Origin of the sequence: Streptomyces sp. NPDC060035 (assembly GCF_042736635.1) — a bacterium.
Classification (GTDB): Bacteria; Actinomycetota; Actinomycetes; order Streptomycetales; family Streptomycetaceae; genus Streptomyces.
Genome location: NZ_JBHWVO010000005.1, coordinates 18,295 through 38,754, shown reverse-complemented (window position 1 = coordinate 38,754; position 20,460 = coordinate 18,295). Strand labels below are relative to the sequence as shown.

General features: G+C 69.5%; 21 protein-coding genes and 1 pseudogene. 10 read left to right on the top strand and 12 right to left on the bottom strand.

Features of this window, described 5'->3' with window-relative positions; genetic code table 11:
• Positions 1-18: 18 nt before the first annotated feature.
• From ACFWBQ_RS09365 to pdhA, 3 genes are read right to left on the bottom strand one after another with little or no spacing between them, the layout of a single operon-like run.
• Entirely contained in the window at positions 19-1,368 is a 1,350-nt protein-coding gene (locus tag ACFWBQ_RS09365) for a dihydrolipoamide acetyltransferase family protein (RefSeq protein WP_385485839.1), read from the bottom strand.
• Entirely contained in the window at positions 1,368-2,399 is a 1,032-nt protein-coding gene (locus tag ACFWBQ_RS09360) for an alpha-ketoacid dehydrogenase subunit beta (protein ID WP_385485837.1), read from the bottom strand. Before ACFWBQ_RS09360 ends, ACFWBQ_RS09365 begins: the two co-directional genes overlap by 1 nt.
• Positions 2,396-3,550 carry a pyruvate dehydrogenase (acetyl-transferring) E1 component subunit alpha gene (pdhA, locus tag ACFWBQ_RS09355; RefSeq protein ID WP_385485835.1) on the bottom strand — a complete coding sequence of 385 codons (1,155 nt, stop codon included), beginning with the start codon at positions 3,548-3,550 and terminating at the stop codon, positions 2,396-2,398. Before pdhA ends, ACFWBQ_RS09360 begins: the two co-directional genes overlap by 4 nt.
• A 211-nt stretch (positions 3,551-3,761) precedes the next feature.
• Here pdhA and ACFWBQ_RS09350 point away from each other — a divergent pair, with 211 nt between their 5' ends.
• Positions 3,762-4,283, top strand: a complete 522-nt coding sequence (locus ACFWBQ_RS09350; protein ID WP_385485833.1) for an Lrp/AsnC family transcriptional regulator — start codon at positions 3,762-3,764, stop codon at positions 4,281-4,283.
• Positions 4,284-4,335: 52 nt separating this feature from the next.
• Here ACFWBQ_RS09350 and ACFWBQ_RS09345 read toward each other — a convergent pair whose 3' ends face one another.
• Entirely contained in the window at positions 4,336-4,929 is a 594-nt protein-coding gene (locus tag ACFWBQ_RS09345; protein ID WP_385485831.1) for a TetR/AcrR family transcriptional regulator, read from the bottom strand.
• Positions 4,930-5,052: 123 nt separating this feature from the next.
• On the opposite strand from ACFWBQ_RS09345, the gene paaN reads away from it, so the two are divergent.
• On the top strand, positions 5,053-6,753 hold the full coding sequence (gene paaN / locus ACFWBQ_RS09340; protein WP_385485829.1) for a phenylacetic acid degradation protein PaaN: 1,701 nt from the start codon (positions 5,053-5,055) through the stop codon (positions 6,751-6,753).
• A 131-nt stretch (positions 6,754-6,884) separates the two neighbouring features.
• Here the strand turns inward: paaN and ACFWBQ_RS09335 are convergent, their stop codons facing one another.
• From ACFWBQ_RS09335 to ACFWBQ_RS09325, 3 genes are read right to left on the bottom strand one after another with little or no spacing between them, the layout of a single operon-like run.
• The gene (locus ACFWBQ_RS09335; protein WP_385485827.1) at positions 6,885-7,595 is read right to left on the bottom strand and encodes a TrmH family RNA methyltransferase; all 711 of its coding nucleotides are present in this window, start codon (positions 7,593-7,595) and stop codon (positions 6,885-6,887) included.
• Positions 7,592-8,941, bottom strand: coding sequence for an HTTM domain-containing protein (locus ACFWBQ_RS09330; RefSeq protein ID WP_385485825.1), 1,350 nt, complete (start codon positions 8,939-8,941; stop codon positions 7,592-7,594). Before ACFWBQ_RS09330 ends, ACFWBQ_RS09335 begins: the two co-directional genes overlap by 4 nt.
• On the bottom strand, positions 8,860-9,825 hold the full coding sequence (locus ACFWBQ_RS09325) for a DUF5819 family protein (RefSeq protein WP_385485823.1): 966 nt from the start codon (positions 9,823-9,825) through the stop codon (positions 8,860-8,862). The genes ACFWBQ_RS09330 and ACFWBQ_RS09325 overlap by 82 nt, the downstream gene beginning before the upstream one ends.
• 115 nt (positions 9,826-9,940) lie before the next feature.
• On the opposite strand from ACFWBQ_RS09325, the gene paaA reads away from it, so the two are divergent.
• The 5 genes from paaA to ACFWBQ_RS09300 are packed head-to-tail and all read left to right on the top strand — an operon-like array spanning position 9,941 to position 13,507.
• Positions 9,941-10,969, top strand: coding sequence for a 1,2-phenylacetyl-CoA epoxidase subunit PaaA (paaA, locus tag ACFWBQ_RS09320; RefSeq protein ID WP_385485821.1), 1,029 nt, complete (start codon positions 9,941-9,943; stop codon positions 10,967-10,969).
• Positions 10,966-11,256: a 1,2-phenylacetyl-CoA epoxidase subunit PaaB gene (paaB, locus tag ACFWBQ_RS09315; RefSeq protein WP_385485819.1), complete on the top strand. Its 291-nt coding sequence runs from the start codon at positions 10,966-10,968 to the stop codon at positions 11,254-11,256. Before paaA ends, paaB begins: the two co-directional genes overlap by 4 nt.
• The gene (paaC, locus tag ACFWBQ_RS09310) at positions 11,253-11,954 is read left to right on the top strand and encodes a 1,2-phenylacetyl-CoA epoxidase subunit PaaC (protein WP_385485817.1); all 702 of its coding nucleotides are present in this window, start codon (positions 11,253-11,255) and stop codon (positions 11,952-11,954) included. The genes paaB and paaC overlap by 4 nt, the downstream gene beginning before the upstream one ends.
• Positions 11,948-12,445, top strand: a complete 498-nt coding sequence (gene paaD, locus ACFWBQ_RS09305) for a 1,2-phenylacetyl-CoA epoxidase subunit PaaD (protein ID WP_385485815.1) — start codon at positions 11,948-11,950, stop codon at positions 12,443-12,445. The genes paaC and paaD overlap by 7 nt, the downstream gene beginning before the upstream one ends.
• Positions 12,446-13,507, top strand: a complete 1,062-nt coding sequence (locus ACFWBQ_RS09300) for a 2Fe-2S iron-sulfur cluster-binding protein (protein WP_385485813.1) — start codon at positions 12,446-12,448, stop codon at positions 13,505-13,507.
• A 187-nt stretch (positions 13,508-13,694) separates the two neighbouring features.
• On the opposite strand, the gene ACFWBQ_RS09295 is transcribed toward ACFWBQ_RS09300, so the two are convergent.
• The 4 genes from ACFWBQ_RS09295 to ACFWBQ_RS09280 all read right to left on the bottom strand — a co-directional run bounded on the left by ACFWBQ_RS09295 (position 13,695) and on the right by ACFWBQ_RS09280 (position 17,845).
• Positions 13,695-14,039, bottom strand: coding sequence for a rhodanese-like domain-containing protein (locus ACFWBQ_RS09295; protein WP_385485811.1), 345 nt, complete (start codon positions 14,037-14,039; stop codon positions 13,695-13,697).
• Between the two features lie 46 nt (positions 14,040-14,085).
• The gene (locus ACFWBQ_RS09290; RefSeq protein ID WP_385485809.1) at positions 14,086-15,111 is read right to left on the bottom strand and encodes a J domain-containing protein; all 1,026 of its coding nucleotides are present in this window, start codon (positions 15,109-15,111) and stop codon (positions 14,086-14,088) included.
• Positions 15,112-15,169: 58 nt separating this feature from the next.
• Positions 15,170-16,630: a DUF2252 domain-containing protein gene (locus ACFWBQ_RS09285; RefSeq protein WP_385485807.1), complete on the bottom strand. Its 1,461-nt coding sequence runs from the start codon at positions 16,628-16,630 to the stop codon at positions 15,170-15,172.
• 144 nt (positions 16,631-16,774) lie between these two features.
• Complete coding sequence (locus ACFWBQ_RS09280; RefSeq protein WP_385485805.1) at positions 16,775-17,845, bottom strand: hypothetical protein; 1,071 nt, start codon at positions 17,843-17,845, stop codon at positions 16,775-16,777.
• 78 nt (positions 17,846-17,923) lie between these two features.
• Here ACFWBQ_RS09280 and ACFWBQ_RS09275 point away from each other — a divergent pair, with 78 nt between their 5' ends.
• The 3 genes and pseudogenes from ACFWBQ_RS09275 to ACFWBQ_RS09265 all read left to right on the top strand — a co-directional run bounded on the left by ACFWBQ_RS09275 (position 17,924) and on the right by ACFWBQ_RS09265 (position 19,536).
• Positions 17,924-18,373, top strand: a complete 450-nt coding sequence (locus ACFWBQ_RS09275) for a MarR family winged helix-turn-helix transcriptional regulator (RefSeq protein ID WP_385485803.1) — start codon at positions 17,924-17,926, stop codon at positions 18,371-18,373.
• A gap of 79 nt (positions 18,374-18,452) precedes the next feature.
• A pseudogene (locus ACFWBQ_RS09270) lies at positions 18,453-18,584 on the top strand (FMN-dependent NADH-azoreductase); the annotation flags it as partial.
• Positions 18,585-18,864: 280 nt separating this feature from the next.
• Positions 18,865-19,536, top strand: a complete 672-nt coding sequence (locus tag ACFWBQ_RS09265) for a response regulator (protein WP_385486469.1) — start codon at positions 18,865-18,867, stop codon at positions 19,534-19,536.
• Positions 19,537-19,572: 36 nt separating this feature from the next.
• Here ACFWBQ_RS09265 and ACFWBQ_RS09260 read toward each other — a convergent pair whose 3' ends face one another.
• On the bottom strand, positions 19,573-20,376 hold the full coding sequence (locus ACFWBQ_RS09260) for a phosphatase PAP2 family protein (protein ID WP_385486467.1): 804 nt from the start codon (positions 20,374-20,376) through the stop codon (positions 19,573-19,575).
• Positions 20,377-20,460: the final 84 nt, after the last annotated feature.

The following is a 20,460-nucleotide window of genomic DNA, read 5'->3' as shown; positions in this document are numbered from 1 at the left end:
GGGGGAACCCGTGTCCGGCTACAGCGTGCGCAACAGAACCGCCGGCTGCTCCACGCAATCAGCCACATACCGCAGGAAACCGCCCGCCGTGCCGCCGTCGCAGACCCTGTGGTCGAACGTGAGCGAGAGCTGGACGACCTGGCGGACCGCCAGCTCGCCCTGGTGCACCCACGGCTTGGGCACGATCCGGCCGACCCCGAGCATCGCCGCCTCGGGGTGGTTGATGATCGGTGTCGACCCGTCCACGCCGAACACCCCGTAGTTGTTCAGCGTGAACGTCCCGCCGGTCAGATCCGCCGGGGTCAGCTTCCCTGTCCGGGCCACCTCGGTCAGCCGGGCGATCTCCGCGCCGACCGACTCCACATTCCGGGAGTGTGCGTCCCGGACAACCGGGACGACGAGACCCCGTTCGGTCTGGGCCGCGAAGCCCAGATGGACCTCGGACAGCCGAACGATCTCCCGGGCCTCGGTGTCCACCGTCGAGTTGAGCTCGGGGAACCGGGCCAGAGCCGCCGTGCAGATACGGGCCAGCAGGGCGAGCACCGACACCTTGGGCGCCGCGGCGGAACCACCGGCTCTGTTCATCGCGGCCCTCGCCGCCATCAACTCGGTGGCATCGGCGTCGACCCAGCACGTGGCATCGGGAATCTCGCGCCGACTGCGCGCCAGCTTGTCGGCAACAGCGCCCCGCACCCCACGCAGCGCAATCCGCTCACCCGCCGGACGGGCCGCCGGAGCAGCAGCAGCCCTCTCCTCCTCCACGACCCTGATCGCGGATTCGACATCGGTACGCAGGATCAGCCCGTCCCGCCCGGAACCCGCCACCAGCCGGAGATCGAGACCATGCTGCCGCGCCAGCTTCCGAACGAGAGGAGAGACGACCGCCACGGGCCCCCTCGCCTCCTCCGCGGCAGGAACCGGAGAAAGAACCGGAACCGGAACCGGAGCCGAGAACGACGCAGGCCGGACCCGGCGGCGGCGCGCGGCGGGTGCGCCCGTGCCGTAACCCACGAGCACATTGCCGGACGCCGACTCATTGCCGGGCGCCGACCCGGTCTTCGCCGCAGCACCGGATCCGGATGAGGAACCGGAAGCCGGCGCCTGCCCCGCCAGGGGCTCCTGCGACCCGACGGCCACCGTCAGCAGCGGTGCACCGACCGGAAGTTCGGCACCCTCCTCGCCGAACCTCGCCGTCACCACACCCCCGTAGGGGCACGGCACCTCCACCATCGCCTTGGCCGTCTCGACCTCGACGACCGGCTGGTCGATGGCGACAACATCGCCGACCTCCACCAGCCAGCGCACGATCTCCGCCTCGGTCAGCCCCTCACCGAGGTCGGGCAGCTTGAATTCGAGCACCTGCGGCATCAGTTCTCCGCCTCCCACTGAAGACGGGCCACCGCGTCGAGCACCCGGTCCACGCCCGGCAGATGGTGGCGCTCCTGCATCGGGGGCGGATACGGGATGTCGAACCCGGCCACCCGCAGCACCGGCGCTTCCAGATGGTGGAAGCACCGCTCGGTGACCCGGGCCGCGATCTCGCCACCCGGACCGCCGAAACCGGAGGACTCGTGGACGACCACCGCACGCCCTGTACGCCGTACCGACGCGGCGACGGTCTCGTCGTCGAACGGCACCAGCGACCGCAGGTCCACGACCTCGAGATCCCAGCCCTCGGCCATGGCGGCCTCCGCGGCTTCCATGCACACCGGCAGCGACGGCCCGTAGGTGATCAACGTCGCGCTACGCCCGGAGCGGCGAACCACGGCCCGCCCGATCGGCTCGACCGCAGCAGGCGCGTCCGGCGACCAGGCAGCCTTCGACCAGTAGAGCCGCTTCGGCTCCAGGAAGACCACCGGGTCGTCGGAGGCGATCGATTCCCTCAGCAGTCCGTACGCGTCCTCGACCGTGGCCGGCATGACGACATGCAGACCGGGCGTCGCCATGTAGTACGCCTCGGAGGAGTCGCTGTGGTGCTCGACCCCGCCGATCCCGCCGCCGTACGGTACCCGGACCGTGATCGGCAGCGGCATGGCTCCCCGGGTCCGGTTCCTCATCTTGGCGACGTGACTGATCAGCTGCTCGAACGCCGGGTAGGCGAACGCGTCGAACTGCATCTCCACCACGGGCCGCAGCCCGTACATCGCCATCCCGACCGCCGCGCCGAGAATTCCTGCCTCGGCCAGCGGCGTATCCGTACAGCGGTCGTCGCCGAACTCCTTCGCCAGACCGTCCGTGACGCGGAAGACCCCGCCGAGCGTGCCGACATCCTCACCGAGCACGTGCACGGTCGGGTCCTCGGCCATCGAATCGCGCAGCGCACGGCCGAGCGCCTGCGCCATGGTGGCCGGCTTGGCCGTGCCCGTCCGCCCACCGGCCATCGCCGCCACAGTGGTCATCGGCCTTCCTCCGCGCCGCTCTCGCCCTGCGCGGCATCCAGCTCGACCCGCAGCCGGGCAGCCTGCTCACGCAACTGCTCGGTCTGTTCCTCGTAGACATGGGCGAACAGATCCATCGGATCCAGCACCGGATCGGCGTTCATCTGCTCGCGCAACCCCGCTGCCATGCGTTCCGCCGCCTCCCGCACCGTTCCGATACCGTCCTCGTCCAGCAGCCCGCGCCCGGTCAGCTCCCGCTCCAGCAGCCGGATCGGATCGTGCGCACGCCACGCCTCCACTTCGCTGTCCCCGCGGTACCGGGTGGCGTCGTCGGCGTTCGTATGAGCGTCCATGCGGTACGTGACGGCCTCGACCAGCGTCGGCCCTTCACCACGCCTGGCCCGTGCCACTGCCTCGCCGAGCACCTGGTGCACGGCGACCGCGTCGTTTCCGTCGACCAAGCGGCCCGGCATGCCGTACCCCACGGCCTTGTGGGCCAGGGACGGCGCCGCGGTCTGCTTGGCCAGCGGCACGGAGATCGCAAAGCCGTTGTTCTGCACGAGGAAGACGACCGGTGCCCGCCAGACGGCCGCGAAATTGAGGGCCTCGTGGAAATCGCCCTCGCTCGTCCCGCCGTCACCGACCATGGCGAGCGCCACTACGTCGTCACCCTTGAGCCGCGCCGCGTGGGCCAGACCCACGGCATGCGGCAGCTGGGTGGCCAGCGGGGTGCACAACGGGGCGATGCGATGCTCACGCGGGTCGTATCCGGTGTGCCGGTCTCCCCGCAGCAGCGTCAGCGCCTGGACCGGGTCGAGACCGCGCGCCACGGCGGCGAGCGTGTCCCGGTAGCTGGGAAACAGCCAGTCACGCTCCTCCAGCACGAGCGCCGCCGCGATCTCGCACGCCTCCTGCCCGGTGCTCGACGGATACACCGCGAGCCTGCCCTGCTTGGTCAGAGCCGTGGCCTGCGCGTTGTACCGGCGACCCCGCACCAGCTCCCCGTAGAGCCGCAACAGCAGCTCGGGGTCGGCGTCGGCCGCGGCGTCCGTGCCGAGCACGCGGTACGGCTCGGGGTCCGGGAGCAGCGGCGCGGGATCGGTGAGCGGCTTCCAGGCCGGGGGCGGCGTGGGCCGGTAGGCAGCTGCGCCGGGCAGCTCTTGGACCGTCATGACAAGCACCTCCTGGCATCGAGATATATCGAGGGGTGTCGAAATCTGCAGGAATGTCGAGGGATGGGCGGGGCACCGGTGTGGTGTGCCTCACCTACCGATTGTTCGGTCGTGGGCGCATTTTGGCTACAGGCACCGTCAGCCTGTGGACAAACGGTTCTCCACAGCCTGGGATAGAGACAGGTCGTCCACAACAGGGAGGCACGGGGAGATGGCAGCTGAACAAATGGCCGACAGGGGCGAGGACCCCGGCCAGGTTCCGCCCGCGCGGCCGCTGGACGCCATCGACCGCGACATCCTCCGCATCCTGCAGACGGACGGCCGCGCGTCCATACGGGCTGTCGCCGAACGAGTCCACGTATCGCGGGCCAACGCCTACGCGCGAATCAACCGCCTCGTCGAGGACGGCGTCATCCGCGGCTTCAGCGCGCGGGTGAACCACGAGCGGGCGGGGCAGGGCGCCTCCGCATACATCACGCTCAAGATCGTCCAGAACTCCTGGCGCACCGTGCGCGAACAGCTCCAGGCGCTGCCGGGAGCCACCCACATCGCCCTGGTGAGCGGCGACTTCGATGTCCTACTCCTGGTCCACACGCCCGACAACCGGGCACTGCGTGAACTGGTCCTGACCAGGATCCAGGCCATTCCCGAGGTGCTTTCCACCCGCACGCTGCTGGTATTCGAGGAGACCGATCTGGGCCCGCGCCCGGACCGCACGGCGGAGCTCGCCTGAGGTCCTTCGTCTGCATGATGCCGGGCTCGCCACCCCGGCCCCTCCGGCCGGCTCAGCGGCTGGCCCGCATCCCCTCGAAGGCCAGCTGGACAACGGTGTCGGCCAGCTGCTCCCGCTCGGCCGAGCCACCCGGCTGCGGGCGGTACCACTCGACCAGGGAGTTCACCATCCCGAAGAGCAGCCGTGTGGCCATGCGTATGTCCACGTCGGCACGGAGGTCGCCGTCCGCCACCGCCGCCTTGAGCAGTTCGGACACCCGATGGTCGAACTCGCGACGCCGCTCCAGGGCCCAGCGCTCGGTCGTGGTGTTGCCGCGCACCCGCAGCAACAGCGTGACGTACGGCAATTCGTCCATCAGCACCTCGACGGTGCGGCGCGTGACGTACTCGACCCGCTCGATCGCCCGCCCCCGCGTCGCACCCGGCTCCTCGAGAATCCCGAACAGCCCGTCGAGCGCCCGGCTCACCGCGCGCCGCAGCAGCTCTTCCTTGCCGGTCACATGGTGATAGATCGACGACTTGGAGATGCCCGCCGCTTTGGAGAGATGCTCCATGGACGTGCCGTCGTAACCGCGCTCGTTGAAGACACGGACGGCAACGGTGAGGAGGGTCTCCGGGGTGTACGTGTCCCGCTTGGCCGTGGTCATGACCGCGATCCTCCCCCATGAGTTGTCCACAGGTTTCTTGGGGCCCCTTGTCCCGACCGATCGTTCGGTTACTCTAACTCCGTCCGCACATCCCTGCCCAGCTCGACGAGGAGTTGGTCCGTCATGGCCGCCGAGCTTTCCACCGAAAAGCTGTCCGAGACCCACCGCCCGACGCTCGACCAGGCCCTCGACGCGATCCGCACGCGCGCCTACTGGTCCCCCCACCCCGAGCACCCGAAGGCCTACGGCGAGGGCGGCCTCCCCGGCAGCCTGGGCGCGGCCGAGGGCAAGGCCGCGTTCGACGCCGTGCTGCGCACCAGGCTCGATCTCGGCCAGCCCGGCACCGACGGCTGGACCGGCGGGGAGGTCTCGCCGTACGGGCCGGAGCTCGGCGTCGAGTATCCGCACGCCGATCCGGACGTCCTGCTCCCGGCGATGACCGCCGCGTCGGGTGCCTGGCGTGCGGCCGGACCGGAGGCCCGGGCCCTGGTCTGCCTGGAGATCCTCGCCCGGATCAGCGCCCGCACCCACGAGCTCGCCCACGCCGTGATGCACACGAGCGGACAAGCCTTCGTGATGGCGTTCCAGGCAGGCGGCCCGCACGCTCAGGACCGCGGCCTGGAAGCGGTGGCATACGCGTACGCGGAGCAGATCCGCACGCCGCGGACCGCCGACTGGTCCAAGCCCCAGGGCAAGCGCGACCCGATCCAGCTGCACAAGTCGTACACGGCGGTCGGCCGCGGCATCTCCCTGCTGATCGGCTGCAACACGTTCCCCACGTGGAACGGCTATCCGGGCCTTTTCGCCTCACTGGCGACCGGCAATCCGGTCCTGGTCAAGCCGCACCCCAGGGCGGTGCTGCCGCTCGCACTGACCGTTCAGCTGGCGCGCGAGGTGCTGTCCGAAGCCGGCTTCGACCCGAATCTGATCGCGCTGGCGGCCGAGCGCCCCGGCGAGGGCATCGCCAAGACCCTGGCGCTCCGCCCCGAGATCAAGATCATCGACTACACGGGTTCCACCGCTTTCGGCGACTGGCTGGAGGCCAACGCCAGGCAGGCCCAGGTCTACACGGAGAAGGCCGGCGTCAACACGATCGTCGTCGACTCCACCGACAACTACCGGGGCATGCTTGCCAACCTGGCCTTCTCGCTCTCCCTCTACAGCGGCCAGATGTGCACCACCCCGCAGAACCTGCTCATCCCGCGGGACGGCATCACGACAGACGCGGGCGCCAAGTCGTACGAGGACGTGGTCGCGGACATCGCGGAAGCCGTCAACGGCCTCCTCGGTGACGACGCCCGGGCCAACGGGCTGCTCGGCGCCCTGGTGAACCCGGACGTCAAGGCACGCCTGGAGGCGGCGGCGGGACTGGGTGACGTCGCCCTCGCCTCGCGCACAGTGGCCAATCCCGACTTCCCCGACGCGGTCGTCCGTACGCCGGTCATCGTCAAACTCGACGGCACCAAGTCCGATGAGGGGGCGGCCTACCTCTCGGAGTGCTTCGGCCCCGTGTCGTTCGCGGTCGCCGTCGACTCGACCGCCGACGCGCTGGAGCTTCTGCGCCGCACCATTCGGGAGAAGGGCGCGATGACGGTCGGCGCGTACACGACGTCCCCGGACGTGGAGCGCGCGGTGGAGGACGTCTGCTTCGACGAGTCCGCCCAGCTCTCGCTGAATCTGACCGGCGGGGTGTACGTCAACCAGACCGCGGCGTTCTCCGACTTCCACGGTTCGGGCGGCAACCCGGCTGCCAACGCGGCGCTGTGCGACGGGGCCTTCGTCTCCAACCGTTTCCGGGTGGTGGAGGTCCGCCGCCAGGCGTAGGGAATCACCGGCCCTCGATGCCAGATGCCCGATGTCCTGCGGCATCCGGTGGAGCAAGGCGAGCAAAGCCCGGGCCCCGCTCCACCGGCTGCCGGAGGAGCGGGGCCTGGGCATGGGCCCCGCTCCACCGGCTATCGGACCTGCGGATCCGGGATGTCCGCGTACCGCTGCACCCACGCGTGCATCGCGATGGCCGCAGCCGCACCGGCGTTGATCGACCGCGTCGAGCCGAACTGGGCGATCGAGCACACCATCGACGCGTGCTTTCGCGCGTCCTCCGTCAGCCCGGGCCCTTCCTGCCCGAACAACAGCACACACCGCCGCGGCAGCTCCGTGCGCTCCAACGGCACGGCCCCGGGGAGATTGTCGATCCCGATGATCGGCAGCCCCTCGGCCGCCGCCCAGGCGGTCAGGTCTGCGGTGTCGGGGTGATGCCTCACATGCTGGTAGCGGTCGGTGACCATCGCCCCCCGCCGGTTCCAGCGCCGCCGGCCCACAATGTGGATCTCCTTGGCGAGGAAGGCGTTGGCGGTGCGCACCACCGAGCCGATGTTGAAGTCGTGACCCCAGTTCTCCACTGCGACATGAAAGTCGTGCCGACGCAGATCGAGATCGGCGACGATCGCCTCCCGCGTCCAGTACCGGTAGGAGTCGCCCACGTTGCGCCTGTCCCCCTGGGCAAGCAGCTCGGGGTCGTAGCGCTCCCCCTCGGGCCAGGGCAGCGGATGGGGCCCGACGCCGATCTCCGTGCCGTAGCCGTCGTCGTACTGGATCGGTTCGGCGGACGGGTCGGGCGCCGTGGTCGCCTGGGGCTCTTGTGTACTACCGGGCTCGCTGCTCACCCGACGAGCGTATGGCCACCGCCGCCGCTGTGCTGCGGTGCCTCCTGCTCCTCACCGCCCGGCTGCCGCTGCCCCGGCAGCGTGACCGTGCCCGCCGGGCGGGAGAACAGCCGCTGCCGGCCGCGCGTCACCTTGGCTCCCAGCCACACCAGGAAGACGGTCGGCAGGAAGACGGCGTCCGCGGCGATCATCGCCATCGAGAAGAACGGCAGCCCCAGCAGGACGGCAATACCGGCATGCTCACCGATCATGACGACCAGCAGGACGTTCTTGACCCGGCGGTTGAACAGCGTGAAGGGGAAGGCGACCTGAACCACGACCGTGGCGTACGTCAGCACCATCACCGCCAGGGCGCTGGACGCGAGAAGACCGGAGAGTCCGGGCCACGGCGTGAAGTAGTCGAGCCGGAGCGGGTAGTAGAGCGCGGTGCCGTCCTGCCAGCGCGAGCCCTGGATCTTGTACCAGCCGGCGGTCGCGTAGATCAGGCAGACCTCGGCCATGATCACGACGAGGGCGGCGCTGTGGGCAAGGTTGGCCAGGACGTCGAGCAGCGTGCGCAGCTCACGGTCCGGTGCGTAGCGGTTCACCAGCCACCAGCCGGCGTTGCCCAGCCACAGCACCCACAGGAGGGACTGCAGCCACCACGTGCCACCGAGACCGCCCATCAGCGTGGCCAGGAGCAGGACGGGGCCGACGACGGCCCAGAGGACCGGACCCGCCACGTCCCGGACCGGAGGGAGGCCCTCCGCGGCCCGGGCAGCGTTGCGTCCCGTACGGCGTGCATCCAGGGACCAGACGCGCGCGCAGCGCGTCAGCACCAGATAGACCGCCATCAGGTGGATGACGTTGTCGCCGCCGTCGCCCATGAAGATGCTGCGGTTCTGCAGGGAGAGGACCCCTGCCATGAAAAGGACGGACGTGACACGCGTACGCCACCCGATCATCAGGAGCGCGGCCGATACCAGCGTGAGCGCGTACACGATCTCGAACCAGATCGCGCTGTCGGACCACATGAGGACGGTGAAGGATTCGTTGTTACTGATGAGCTGCTGCGCCATGTCCCAGCGCCAGGGACCGTCGGGGCCGTACAGCTCGTGGCGGTGCGGCAGCTCACGCAGGAGGAACAGCAGATATGTGGCGGAGACCCCGATCCGGACGACGGCGCTCTGGTACGCGCCGAGGGGCGACGCAGTGATGCGCTGGATGCCACGTGCGAGAACGTCGGCATTCCGGACGTGCTTCCGGACCCGAGGGGTGGATGCGCTCACTTCGCCGCCTCCCCACTCTGTGATGCCCGGTCCGCTCGGGCCGTCTCGGAAAGATCGTCCGAGGTGACTGTCCACCATGGGAGTACCCGGTAATTCGGCTTGGTGCTGATCTTCTCGTCGCTCCACGGCGGCGCCCCGACAGAGCGCACCGCGGACCGCACCTGGATGCGTTCGACCGTGCCGCCGTAGTTGTGCTCGACGAGGCGCAGCATCACGATCCGGCGGATATAGCGCTCGGAGAGCTCGCCGCGCAGACCGTTGGGGCGGTTCTCGTTGTCGTGGGAACCCGTGTAGAAGTCCCAGGCACGACGGAGCTCGTTCTGGTGGACGTGACTGGGGAGGGGGTTACCGCGTATCGCCTCGCCGTCCTCGTGGGAGAGGCTCATCCAGCGCGTCGTACTGCGGCCGTCCGCGCCTGCGATCTCGGCCCGTACATGCACGGAGACATTCTGCTGAAGGGGATTGGGGGCGAACAGCTTCCAGTTCTGCTCGAACTCCGGGTAGATCCAGTCGTCGACCGATTCGCCGTGCTGCTTCGTCAGTGTGTTGGACGGCGCGACGTGCAGGAACACCATGGCCAGATGCCCGCAGGCCAGCAGCCCGATGACGGACAACGCCAGCGCTGCGGTGATCTGATACGGAAGCGAGAGAGCGGCTATTCCGCCGCTCGGACGACGAGGCTGCCCGGGATCCGTGCCCGGTGCGGGGGCTGTGCCGAGCGCAGGGGCCGTGCCGGGCACGGAAACCGTGCCGGGTGCGACATCCGCTGCCGGGTCCGGCGGACGGCCGGCCCCGGTGTCGGATATCCCTGCCGGCCCGGTTGCCGCATCTTTGTCCCCGCTGTCAGGGGACGGGGCGGCAGCGGACGGATCTCCGCCCGGGACGGCGTCCCTGTGACTCACCACCTCCGGCCAGGCGAGCTTTTTCTCGCTTCCGGCGTGCTCACCGTGGTCCGAATCCATCTCGCCCCGATCACCATCGATCACCACTCAGTTATCCACAGGGTTGACACCCTACGGGCCTCCGACTCACCATTGAAGTCAATGAACCGAACGATCGGTCGGTAGGGAGCGCGGGATGGCGGCAGTGACTGCGGACCAGAGGACGCAGGGGACGGCAGGCACGACGGACGCGGCGGACGCGGCCCGCATCGCGGCATTCGACGCCGCAGTAGCGGCCGACGACCGGATCGAGCCGCGGGACTGGATGCCCGACGCCTACCGGGCCTCGCTGGTCCGCCAGATGGCCCAGCACGCGCACTCCGAAATCATCGGTATGCAGCCCGAAGCCAACTGGATCACCCGCGCACCCTCGCTGCGCCGCAAGGCGATCCTGATGGCAAAGGTGCAGGACGAAGCGGGCCACGGGCTGTACCTGTACAGCGCCGCCGAGACGCTCGGCACCAGCCGCGAGGAGCTGCTCGACAAGCTCCACGCGGGCCGCCAGCGCTATTCGTCGATCTTCAACTACCCGACGCTGACCTGGGCGGACGTCGGTGCGATCGGCTGGCTGGTCGACGGCGCCGCGATCACCAACCAGGTGCCGCTCTGCCGCTGCTCCTACGGCCCGTACGCGCGGGCGATGGTCCGGATCTGCAAGGAGGAGTCCTTCCACCAGCGCCAGGGGTACGAGCTGCTCCTCGCCCTCAGCCGAGGCACCGCCGCCCAGCACGAGATGGCCCAGGACGCGGTGAATCGCTGGTGGTGGCCGTCGTTGATGATGTTCGGCCCGCCCGATGACGCATCGGCGCACTCGGCACAGTCGATGGCCTGGAAGATCAAGCGGCACTCCAACGACGAGCTGCGCCGGCGCTTCGTCGACATCTGCGTCCCGCAGGCACAAGCGTTGGGCCTCGCCCTCCCGGACCCCGACATCCGGTGGAACGAGGAGCTCGGACAGCACGACTACGGAGCGATCGACTGGACGGAGTTCCAGGAGGTCCTCAAGGGCAACGGCCCCTGCAACGAGGAACGGCTCGCCCAGCGGCGCACGGCCCATGAAGAGGGCGCCTGGGTCCGGGACGCTGCAGCGGCATACGCAGACAAGCACGCGGCAATGCCCGGGGCATCCGGAGCAAGCACAAAGCCCGGGGAGGCGACGGCATGAGCAGCTCGACCGACTGGCCGCTGTGGGAGGTGTTCGTGCGCTCACGGCGCGGACTTTCCCACACCCATGCAGGCAGCCTTCACGCGCCGGACGCGGCGATGGCCCTGCGCAACGCACGCGATCTGTACACGCGCCGCTCGGAGGGCGTCTCCGTCTGGGTCGTTCCCTCGACGGAGATCACCGCTTCCTCTCCGGACGAGAAGGACTCGTTCTTCGAACCCGCCGGTGACAAGCCCTACCGCCACCCCACGTTCTACGAGATCCCCGAGGGAGTGAAGCACCTGTGACCGCGGCCCTCGCCCTCGGCGACGACGCGCTGGTGCTTTCGCACCGGCTGGGGGAGTGGGCGGGTCATGCCCCCGTACTGGAAGAGGAAGTGGCTCTGGCCAACATCGCCCTGGACCTGTTGGGGCAGGCCAGGATGCTGCTCTCGTTCGTCGGCGACGAGGACGAGCTGGCCTTTCTCCGCGAGGAGCGCTCCTTCCGCAACCTCCAGCTGGTCGAGCAGCCGAACGGCGACTTCGCCCACACCATCGCCCGCCAGCTCTACTTCTCCGTCTACCAGCACCTGCTCCACGGACAGCTGGCCGCCGGCGGGGGCGAGTTCGCGGACCTCGCGGCGAAGACGGTCAAGGAGGTCGCCTACCACCGCGACCACGCGGAACAGTGGGTCCTGCGGCTCGGCGACGGCACCGCGGAGAGCCATGAGCGCATGCAGCGCGGCCTGGACACGCTGTGGCGGTTCACCGGCGAGCTGTTCCAGCCCGTCGAGGGCGTCGATGCCGACTGGGAGTCCTTGCAGAACAGCTGGCTGTCTGCCATCACCTCCGTGGTGGAGCGGGCCACGCTGACGCTCCCGTCCGGTCCGCAGGCCGGAGCATGGACGGCAGGAGCGGGTCGGCAGGGTCTGCACACCGAGCCGTTCGGGCGGATGCTCGCCGAGATGCAGCACCTTCACCGCAGCCACCCGGGGGCGTCATGGTGACCGAAACCCTGCTGGAAGCGGAGCTCCACCGGCTCGCAGGCTCCGTGCCCGACCCCGAACTGCCAGTGCTCACCCTGGACGATCTCGGTGTGGTCCGCGGTGTGGAGATGCACGGTCCGGGCAGCGTCACCGTGCGGCTCACTCCGACCTATACCGGCTGTCCGGCCATCGAGGCCATGTCCGCCGATATCGAGCGAGTGCTTCACGAACACGGCGTGGCCGAGGTGTCCGTGGTGACCGTCCTCGCCCCGGCCTGGTCGACGGACGACATCAGCGACGAGGGTCGGCGCAAGCTCGCCGAGTTCGGCATAGCGCCGCCCCGACCCGGGGGCGGGGCGGGCGGACCGGTACCGCTGACCCTCGCGGTGCGCTGCCCGCACTGCGGTTCCACCGACACGGAGCTGCTGAGCCGCTTCTCCTCCACGGCGTGCAAGGCGCTGCGCCGCTGCGTCGACTGCCGCGAACCGTTCGACCACTTCAAGGAGTTGTAGATGTTCCATCCGCTCCGGGTCAGCGCCATCGAACGGATCACGGACGATGCGGTGGCCGTCACCTTCGCCGTGCCGCCCGAGCTGCGCGAGACCTTCCGCCACAGTCCCGGCCAGCACCTCAACGTGCGCTACAGCGCCGGCGGCGAGGAGATCCGCCGCTCGTACTCGATCTGCGCACCGGCCGTCCAGGAGCCCGGTGACCCCGTGCTCCGGGTGGGCATCCGCATGGTCGACGGCGGGGCGTTCTCCACATACGCGCTCAAGGAGCTGGCCGTCGGGGACCGGGTGGAGGCAATGGCCCCGATGGGCCGCTTCGTGCTCGACCCGCGCCCCGGCCACTTCGCGGCGATCGTCGGCGGCAGCGGCATCACACCGGTGCTGTCGATCGCGGCAACCCTGCTGGCGAGGGAACCCGCGGCCCGCTTCTGTCTCATCCGCAGTGACCGGACGGCTGCCTCGACGATGTTCCTGGACGAGGTGGCCGACCTCAAGGACCGCTATCCGGACCGCTTCCACCTCGTGACGGCGCTGTCCCGGGAGGAGCAGGCGGCCGGGCTCCCCTCCGGCCGTCTGGACAGCGAGCGGCTCACCGGGCTGCTGCCGGCACTCCTGTCGGTGCCTGAAGTGGACGGCTGGTTCCTGTGCGGGCCGTTCGGCCTGGTCCGTGGGGCGGAAGGCGCGCTGCGTACGCTCGGCGTCGACCGGGCCCGTATCCACCAGGAGATCTTCCACGTCGCCGACGAGGGAACGGCATCACCGTCCGTCGCCCGGGCCACCGCACCGGCGGACAGCACGCTCACGGCGACCCTCGACGGCCGCTCGGGCAGCTGGCCGGTGCAGGACGGCGAATCACTGCTGGAGACGGTCCTGCGGAGCCGCTCGGACGCCCCGTACGCCTGCAAGGGCGGAGTGTGCGGAACCTGCCGGGCCTTTCTGGTCTCGGGCGACGTGCGGATGGACCGCAATTTCGCGCTGGAGCCGGAGGAGACCGGGGCGGGGTTCGTGCTGGCCTGCCAGTCGCACCCTCTCACCCCGGAGGTCGAGCTCGACTTCGACCGCTGACCCGCTGCCCCGCTGAACCTCCACCCGGCTGAACTGCTGCCGCCCGAACCGCAGCAGCCGGCTGCGGGCGCCCTGCACGTTCACCCGCCCTCACACGGCGCAGGGGCGCGACCGGGGCCGGAACCGGAACGAGGACCGAGCGGCCCACCGGCCGCCCGGTCCTCGTTCACGAACGGCGGGAGAACGGTCAGAGAACGAAGGCCGGATTGCCGTTGTCGGTGACCATCGGGCGCCCCGCGCCGTCCCAGGCGAGCATTCCGCCGTCGATGTTCACCGCGTCGATCCCCTGCTGCACCAGATACTGGGTGACCTGTGCGGACCGGCCGCCGACCCGGCACATCACATGCACACGCCGCCCGTCGTCGGCCGCTTCGGTGAGCTCACCGAAGCGGCCAACGAAGTCACTCATGGGAATGTGCAGTGCACCCTCGGCATGCCCGGCCGACCACTCGTCGTCTTCCCGGACGTCCAGCACGAAGCCGTCCGACGGCACTGCCGAGACATCCACCGAGGGCAGCGGAGCGAAATTCATGGGTCATGCCTTCTCTCGTACATACGCGCCAGGGTCACCAGAAACGCTACTGCACCAGCCCCGCCAGCTCGGCCTCCCGCTGGGACACCTCGCCCAGCAGCTTCTCGCCGATGTCGTCGAGAAGCCGGTCGGGGTCCTCGGGAGCCATCCGCAGCATCGAACCGATCGCGCCGTCCTCCAGCTCCTTGGCAAGAACCGTGAGCAGCTCCTTGCGCCTGCTCAGCCACTCCAGCCGGGCGTAGAGCTCCTCGCTCTCACTGAGCCGGAGCTCCGGTGCCACCGGTCCCGCCGCCCATTCCCCGGCCAGCTCCTTCAGCAGCACCACATCGCCGCGGCCGTAGGCGGCGTTGACACGGGCGATGAATTCATCGCGGCGTGCCCGCTCCTTCTCGTCCGGTGCCAGGTCCGGGTGCGCCTTGCGGGCCAGCTCGCGGTAGAGCTTGCGCGCCTCCTCGCTGGGCCTGACCCGCTTCGGAGGCCGGACCGGCTGCTCCGTGAGCATGGCCGCGGCCTCGGGTGAAAGGCCGTCGGAGTCCATCCAGTCGTGGAACAGCTCGTCGACCCCCGGCATCGGCATGACGATCGCCCGGGCCTCCTGCGCCTTGCGCAGATCCTCCGGATCACCGGACTTCGCGGCCCGCGCCTCCGCGATCTGCGCGTCGAGCTCATCCAGGCGCGCATACATCGGGCCGAGCTTCTGGTGATGCAGCCGGGAGAAGTTCTCGACCTCCACCCGGAAGGTCTCCACCGCGATCTCGAACTCGATCAGCGCCTGCTCGGCCACCCGGACGGCCTTCGCGAGCCGCTCCTCGGGCCGGGGCGCACCGGCTGCGTCCGCCGCCGCGTCACCGGCCGCACCACCACCGGTCGCGTCACCGGACGCGCCGGAGTCAGCCGCACCGGAGTCCGCCGCACCGGCATCGTGCTGATCGGCCTGCGGTGCCTCGCGCGAATCACCCTGCAAGCCCCCCTGCGACCCGTCGGGCGCGGGATGCGGCTCGTCCTGCCGGTCGTGGTTCTGCCGGTCTTCGTCGTTCCGGGTGGTCGGCACCCCGGCGGCTTCGTCGGTCACCCGTCCAGCGTATGGCCACGGCCCGCACACCGAGGACCCGCGGTGGCCCGGACGCCCCTCATACGCCGAGCTCGGCGGCTATCCGGCCGGCCCCGACAGCCCGTACCAGCTCGGCGTGGTCCGCCTCCGTCCTGTCCGCGTACGTCACCGCGAAATCGGCTACCGCCTCGTCCAGCTCGGCATTCTTCCCGCAGTAGCCCGCAAGCAGCCGGGGGTCGGCACTGTGCGCGTGGGCCCTGGCCAGCAGTGCACCGGTCATCCGCCCGTAGTCGTCGACCTGGTCCGCCGCGAGAGCGGCCGGATCCACACTGCCCTTGCGGTTTCTGAACTGCCGCACCTGGAACGGCCTGCCGTCGACCTCGGCCCAGCCGAGCAGTATGTCGCTGACGACCTGCATCCGCTTCTGCCCGAGCACCACCCGGCGCCCCTCGTGCACCACGTCCGGCACATCGAAACCGGCCTGTGGGAGATAGGGCGCCAATGCGGAGGGGCGGGCCTCCTTCACCTGCAGAACCAGCGGCTCACCCCGGTGATCGAGCAGCAGCACCACATACGACCGGGTACCCACGCTGCCCGTACCCACCACCCGGAAGGCCACATCGTGGATCGCATACCGGGCCAGCAGCGGAACCCGGTCCTCCGAAATCGTGCCGAGGTAACCGCGCAGACCCGCCGCGACCCCCGCCGCCTCCGCGTCCGGCACCCGGCGCAGTACAGGTGGTGCGTCGACGAAGCGCCGTCCGCCGTCCTCGGAGTCCTCCGTGGACTTGGCGGCGAAGCGGGCACTCGTGTTGTTACGGGCCTTCGCCGAGACCCGCTCCAGGGTCCCGAGCAGGTCCCGGGCGTCGGTGTGCGAGACGAGCTCCTCGTCCGCGATGGCGTTCCAGGCGTCGAGTGCGGGCAGGGCGGCCAGCAGGCGCATCGTGCGACGGTAGGCACCCACCGTGTCGTACGCACCCTGACGGCAGGTGTCCTCGTCCGCGCCGGCTTCTCGGCCCGCGAGCACCAACGAGGTGGCGAGCCGCTTGAGGTCCCACTCCCACGGGCCGAAGACCGTCTCGTCGAAGTCGTTCAGATCGATGACGAGGCTGCCGCGGGCATCGCCGTACAGACCGAAGTTCGCCGCATGCGCGTCGCCGCAGAGCTGTGCACCCACGCCCGTGACCGGCGTACCCATCAGGTCGTGGGCCATCAGCCCGGCCGAGCCGCGCATGAAGGCGAACGGCGTAGCGGCCATCCGCCCCACCCGGATCGGCGTGAGGCCGGGCACCCTGCCGCGGTTCGACTCCTCGACCGCCTGCACCGCGTCGGGCCGGCCGGCAGGAAGGACCAGGGAACTGTGCGAGGCCCGCGGCACCGCGACCCGCAGCGCCTTGCCGGCCGCCTTCGGAGATCCCCCGTCGGCCGCTGCCCACGACGCTTCTCCGACCACGCGCTGCGCAAACCCGGGCACGACCGGAATACGCGCATTTACGGCTGCCGCCCGCTGTACCGGCACCGTCGCATCGACTTCACTCATGGAGCGCCGCCTCCCCGTCTCGTCGAGCCGCTCTGTCCAACATCAACTGCGGACGACGGTACAGCTGCCCCGTGACGGCCGTCTGCCCCTGTGGACAACTCCGGGAACCGGCCTGTGGACAACTCCAGGACGGCCGCGACCGGCTCAGACTCCGACCGCCTCTTCCATCTCCTCCTCGGCTCCCGACCCCGCCGTGCCGAGGGCGGCCGCTCGCTGCTCGGCGGCCGCGCGACGCCCCTTCGCCTCGGCCGCACCGGCCACCCCCATGACGGCCAGTCCAGCCACGAACCACAGTGCGAGCACCAGCACATGGCCGCCCAGCGCGTGGCCACCGAAGTAGACATGGCTGCGTACGCCTTCGACAAAGCCCGCGCCGTTCCAGAAGGCATGGAGGGAGCCGAAGAAACCGGGCTGGAGCTCGGGCCTGAAGATGCCGCCCGAACTGGTGAAGTTGAGCATGACGAAAAGCACCATCACGCCGAGCGTGGTCCACCGCTTGAGGAAGGTGTGCAGCCCGACGCCGATCAGCAGTATCCCTGCCGAGTAGAGCCACGCCATGGTCCAGAGCCCGCCGAGCCCATGGCCCACGAGGCCGAACAGCGGGCCCGCGAACACCGCACCGATGGCGCTCACCACGAGCGAGGCGCCGACGGCGAGCGCGGCCCTGATCCGCAGGGCCAGCACCGCGCCCGCGCCGCCGATCACCGCGACCGACGCGTACGACCCGATACTGACGGCCACCAGCAGGAAGAAGATCCCCTGACCGGTCGGATCGCCATCCGCGGTCGGCGCGGCATTCGTCACCTTGAGTGGCGCCCCCTGTCCGGCGGCGACGTCGGTGAACACCTTCTGCACCACCGTGGCACTGGTGTCCGACGAGGCGGTGGCCACGATCAGTTCGGGGCTCTTTCCCGGCAGGTAGGCACCGTAGCTCTGCTGTGTCCGCAGGTGGTTCACCGCAGTGTCGCGGTCGGCTACCGTACGCACACTCAATGCACCGTCGCCCCTGTCCTGCAAGGTCTGCGCGAGCACGTGGGCGCTTGCTCCCGAGCCGACGACGTCCACCCTCAGGTCGTGCGGTTCCGGAGCATGAAAGGCACCCAGGTAAGCGAGCCCCATGCCGATGCACATCAGCAGCGGCGTAACGAGATGGCTGAGTACATGACGCAGCGCACCGGCAGTGGAGCCGGACGGCGCACTCGGACCTGCGGACATTCGGACAGTCCAATCGTTGGCTTTTACAACCTTCTAACTTGTTGTAGCATACAACTAGATTTCGAGAAAGGTGATTCCGTGGCAGGCGCCCCCCGGAAACGCGAAGATTCACTGGATGTCATCCAGCGCGAACTGACCGCCTTCGCACGCCGCGCGCGCGCAGCCGCGGCACGCCTCCACCCGGAGTTGCCCCTGGTCTCGTACACACTGCTCGCCCACATCGACCACCGGCACGGCTGCCGGGCAACCGACCTGGCGGCGCACTACATGCTGGACAAGTCGACGGTCAGCCGGCAGGTCGCGGCCCTGGAGAAACTCGGCCTGGTCGAGCGCCATCCGGATCCGGACGATCACCGCATCCAGGTGCTGCACCCCACCGCCACCGGCACTCAGGCACTCGCCTCGACCCAGGCCAGCCGCCGCGCGGCCTACCGGGAGCGCCTTTCCGAGTGGACAGCGGACGATCTGGCGCGGTTCGCGGAGTACCTGCTGCGCTACAACGGGGCCGGCGACGACGTCCCGCGGTAGACGATCACTCGCACCGTCGCCGGTCCACCCGGTGGCCGGTCGTCAGGTGCCCGGATCAATCGGATAGGTGGCACTGACAGGCACGGTCGGCCCCGAAGTCAATTTCATCGTCCCGGAGTTGACGCCTGCAGTCTCGAACCCCGAGACGACCGAACTCATTTCGCTTGCCGAGGCTTCCCGCGCCCAGGCATTCACCGACGCCAGAAGGAAAAGGCCCTCGCGGCGCGTCTCGCCGCCTGAGCGATCGGAAGCATCCGGGGCAACCAGGCAGCACGGCCGGGGACGCCGAGCAGGCAGACACTTCGTGGACCCGATTCCTCCTCCACGCAGCTCCTGTACGGGAGGCCGACACAACTCCCGTGCGACTCCCATACAGTGCGGATCCGCCGTTTCACGTGAAACAACGGCCCGCATCCAGCCGCCATCCCCGTTACGGCCATCCGCTGTCCCCTGTTCATCACCGAGCGGAAAGCGGAGACAGCCATCCCACCATCCGAATCGTTCTGGCCGACGACGAGGCGATGATCCGCGCCGGAATCCGCCATCCTCTCCGGAGATCCAGAGATCCAGAGATCGACGTCGTGGCCGAGGCCTCCGACGGCCGTGAAGCTGTCGCGCTGGCACGTGAACACCGTCCGGATGTCGTCCTCATGGACATCCGGATGCCGGTCATGGACGGACTCACGGCAACAGAGGAGATCAAGCGTGCCCCCACCGGAATTTCTGTCCTCGTCCTGACCACATTCTCCGAGGACGAATACGTCACCAGGGCGCTCGGCGGCGCCAGCGGCTTCATGCTCAAGTCGGGAGACCCACGCGAGTTGCTGGCAGGTGTACACACCGCTGCAGCCGGCGCCTCTCATCTCTCCGCGAAGGTGGCACAGCACGTCATCGCGGAATTGAACCGAGGCGCCGACGCACACGCCACCACGCGCAGCACGGCACTGCGCGCGAGGGTGGACGCACTGACCGGGCGGGAGCGGCAGGTGCTCGTCCTGCTCGGCAGCGGGCTGTCCAACGCGGAGATCGGGCAGCGGCTCCATGTCGTGGAGGGCACGGTCAGAGCTATGGAAGGGTCGGCTTTCTCCGCACTGGGTGTACGCAACCGCGTCCAGGCAGCGATCGTCGCGTACGAGACCGGGCTGATCGAAGACGGAACCTGAACCGGGTCGAGCCCTCCGAAGCCGCCAGAAGGCCGCTCAGCGCCCCAGGGCGGGCGCCATCCCCCTCTGTCCCCGGAGCCGGTCCACGGCCCAGCTTCCGGGCGCCGCCAGAACTGCCGGCAGCAGCGGCGCAACCAGCGCCCCGAGCAGCAGACCGGCCGCCACGTCGTGCAGATAGTGGACTCCCACGTAGACGCGGGACAGGGCGACCAGCACCGCCAAGGGCAAGGTCAGCAGACCGGCCGAGCGCCAGGTGAACAGAAGCTTCATTGCCGACGCGGCAGCGATGACGGCGTGGTTGCTGGGAAAGGACCAGTCGCGCGGCGCCGGGCACGGGGCGATCGATCTGACGCCGGGGATGTCCCGGCAGGGGCGCTCCTCGTGCAGCCATACGTTGACGATCTCGCTGACCACGTTCACCACGGCGACAACGAACGGGGCGAGCAGAGCGTGGGCCATGGATCTGTTTTCGCCTGTGCGGGCCCTCCACCACTGGACCACGAAGAGAACGACGAACACGAGAATTCCGCCCTCGGTGACCGATTCACTAGTGGCTCCCGGCGGCTCGGGCCGGTGCTCGGAGGGGGCATCGCTCATTTCCCTGGACGGAAGCAGCGGGCCGGCCACATCCGCGGGTGCACCGATCTCCAATTGTGCGTACGCGGACGGAGGAAGTACCGATGAGGCCGCCCCGTACGCGTAATAGCCCAGCATCGCGGCGGCAAGGCAGGCGAACAGACCGAGTGGAAGGGCGACCGCAACGACGAAACGCCGCCTCGGACCCGCCGTGGCCCGCATGAGCCCGCCGAAGGCGGCCGCCTGACCCGATCCGACCGGCAAGGCTCCCGCCGGCTCCGCTCCTCCAGGCTCTGCTCCTCCAGGCCCTGCTCCGGCAGGAATTGCCCCTGCGGCACCGCCCGCCGC

Bases quoted from the DNA above. Each gene is read 5' to 3' on its own strand.
- ACFWBQ_RS09300 (WP_385485813.1), top strand. From the start codon at position 12,446: ATGTTCCATCCGCTCCGGGTCAGCGCCATCGAACGGATCACGGACGAT.
- ACFWBQ_RS09295 (WP_385485811.1), bottom strand. From the start codon at position 14,039: ATGAATTTCGCTCCGCTGCCCTCGGTGGATGTCTCGGCAGTGCCGTCG.
- ACFWBQ_RS09345 (WP_385485831.1), bottom strand. From the start codon at position 4,929: ATGACCACGGCCAAGCGGGACACGTACACCCCGGAGACCCTCCTCACC.
- paaA (WP_385485821.1), top strand. From the start codon at position 9,941: ATGGCGGCAGTGACTGCGGACCAGAGGACGCAGGGGACGGCAGGCACG.
- pdhA (WP_385485835.1), bottom strand. From the start codon at position 3,550: ATGACGGTCCAAGAGCTGCCCGGCGCAGCTGCCTACCGGCCCACGCCG.
- paaD (WP_385485815.1), top strand. From the start codon at position 11,948: ATGGTGACCGAAACCCTGCTGGAAGCGGAGCTCCACCGGCTCGCAGGC.
- ACFWBQ_RS09285 (WP_385485807.1), bottom strand. From the start codon at position 16,630: ATGAGTGAAGTCGATGCGACGGTGCCGGTACAGCGGGCGGCAGCCGTA.
- ACFWBQ_RS09325 (WP_385485823.1), bottom strand. From the start codon at position 9,825: ATGGATTCGGACCACGGTGAGCACGCCGGAAGCGAGAAAAAGCTCGCC.
- ACFWBQ_RS09280 (WP_385485805.1), bottom strand. From the start codon at position 17,845: ATGTCCGCAGGTCCGAGTGCGCCGTCCGGCTCCACTGCCGGTGCGCTG.
- ACFWBQ_RS09365 (WP_385485839.1), bottom strand. From the start codon at position 1,368: ATGCCGCAGGTGCTCGAATTCAAGCTGCCCGACCTCGGTGAGGGGCTG.
- paaN (WP_385485829.1), top strand. From the start codon at position 5,053: ATGGCCGCCGAGCTTTCCACCGAAAAGCTGTCCGAGACCCACCGCCCG.
- ACFWBQ_RS09330 (WP_385485825.1), bottom strand. From the start codon at position 8,941: ATGGTGGACAGTCACCTCGGACGATCTTTCCGAGACGGCCCGAGCGGA.
- paaB (WP_385485819.1), top strand. From the start codon at position 10,966: ATGAGCAGCTCGACCGACTGGCCGCTGTGGGAGGTGTTCGTGCGCTCA.
- ACFWBQ_RS09360 (WP_385485837.1), bottom strand. From the start codon at position 2,399: ATGACCACTGTGGCGGCGATGGCCGGTGGGCGGACGGGCACGGCCAAG.
- ACFWBQ_RS09350 (WP_385485833.1), top strand. From the start codon at position 3,762: ATGGCAGCTGAACAAATGGCCGACAGGGGCGAGGACCCCGGCCAGGTT.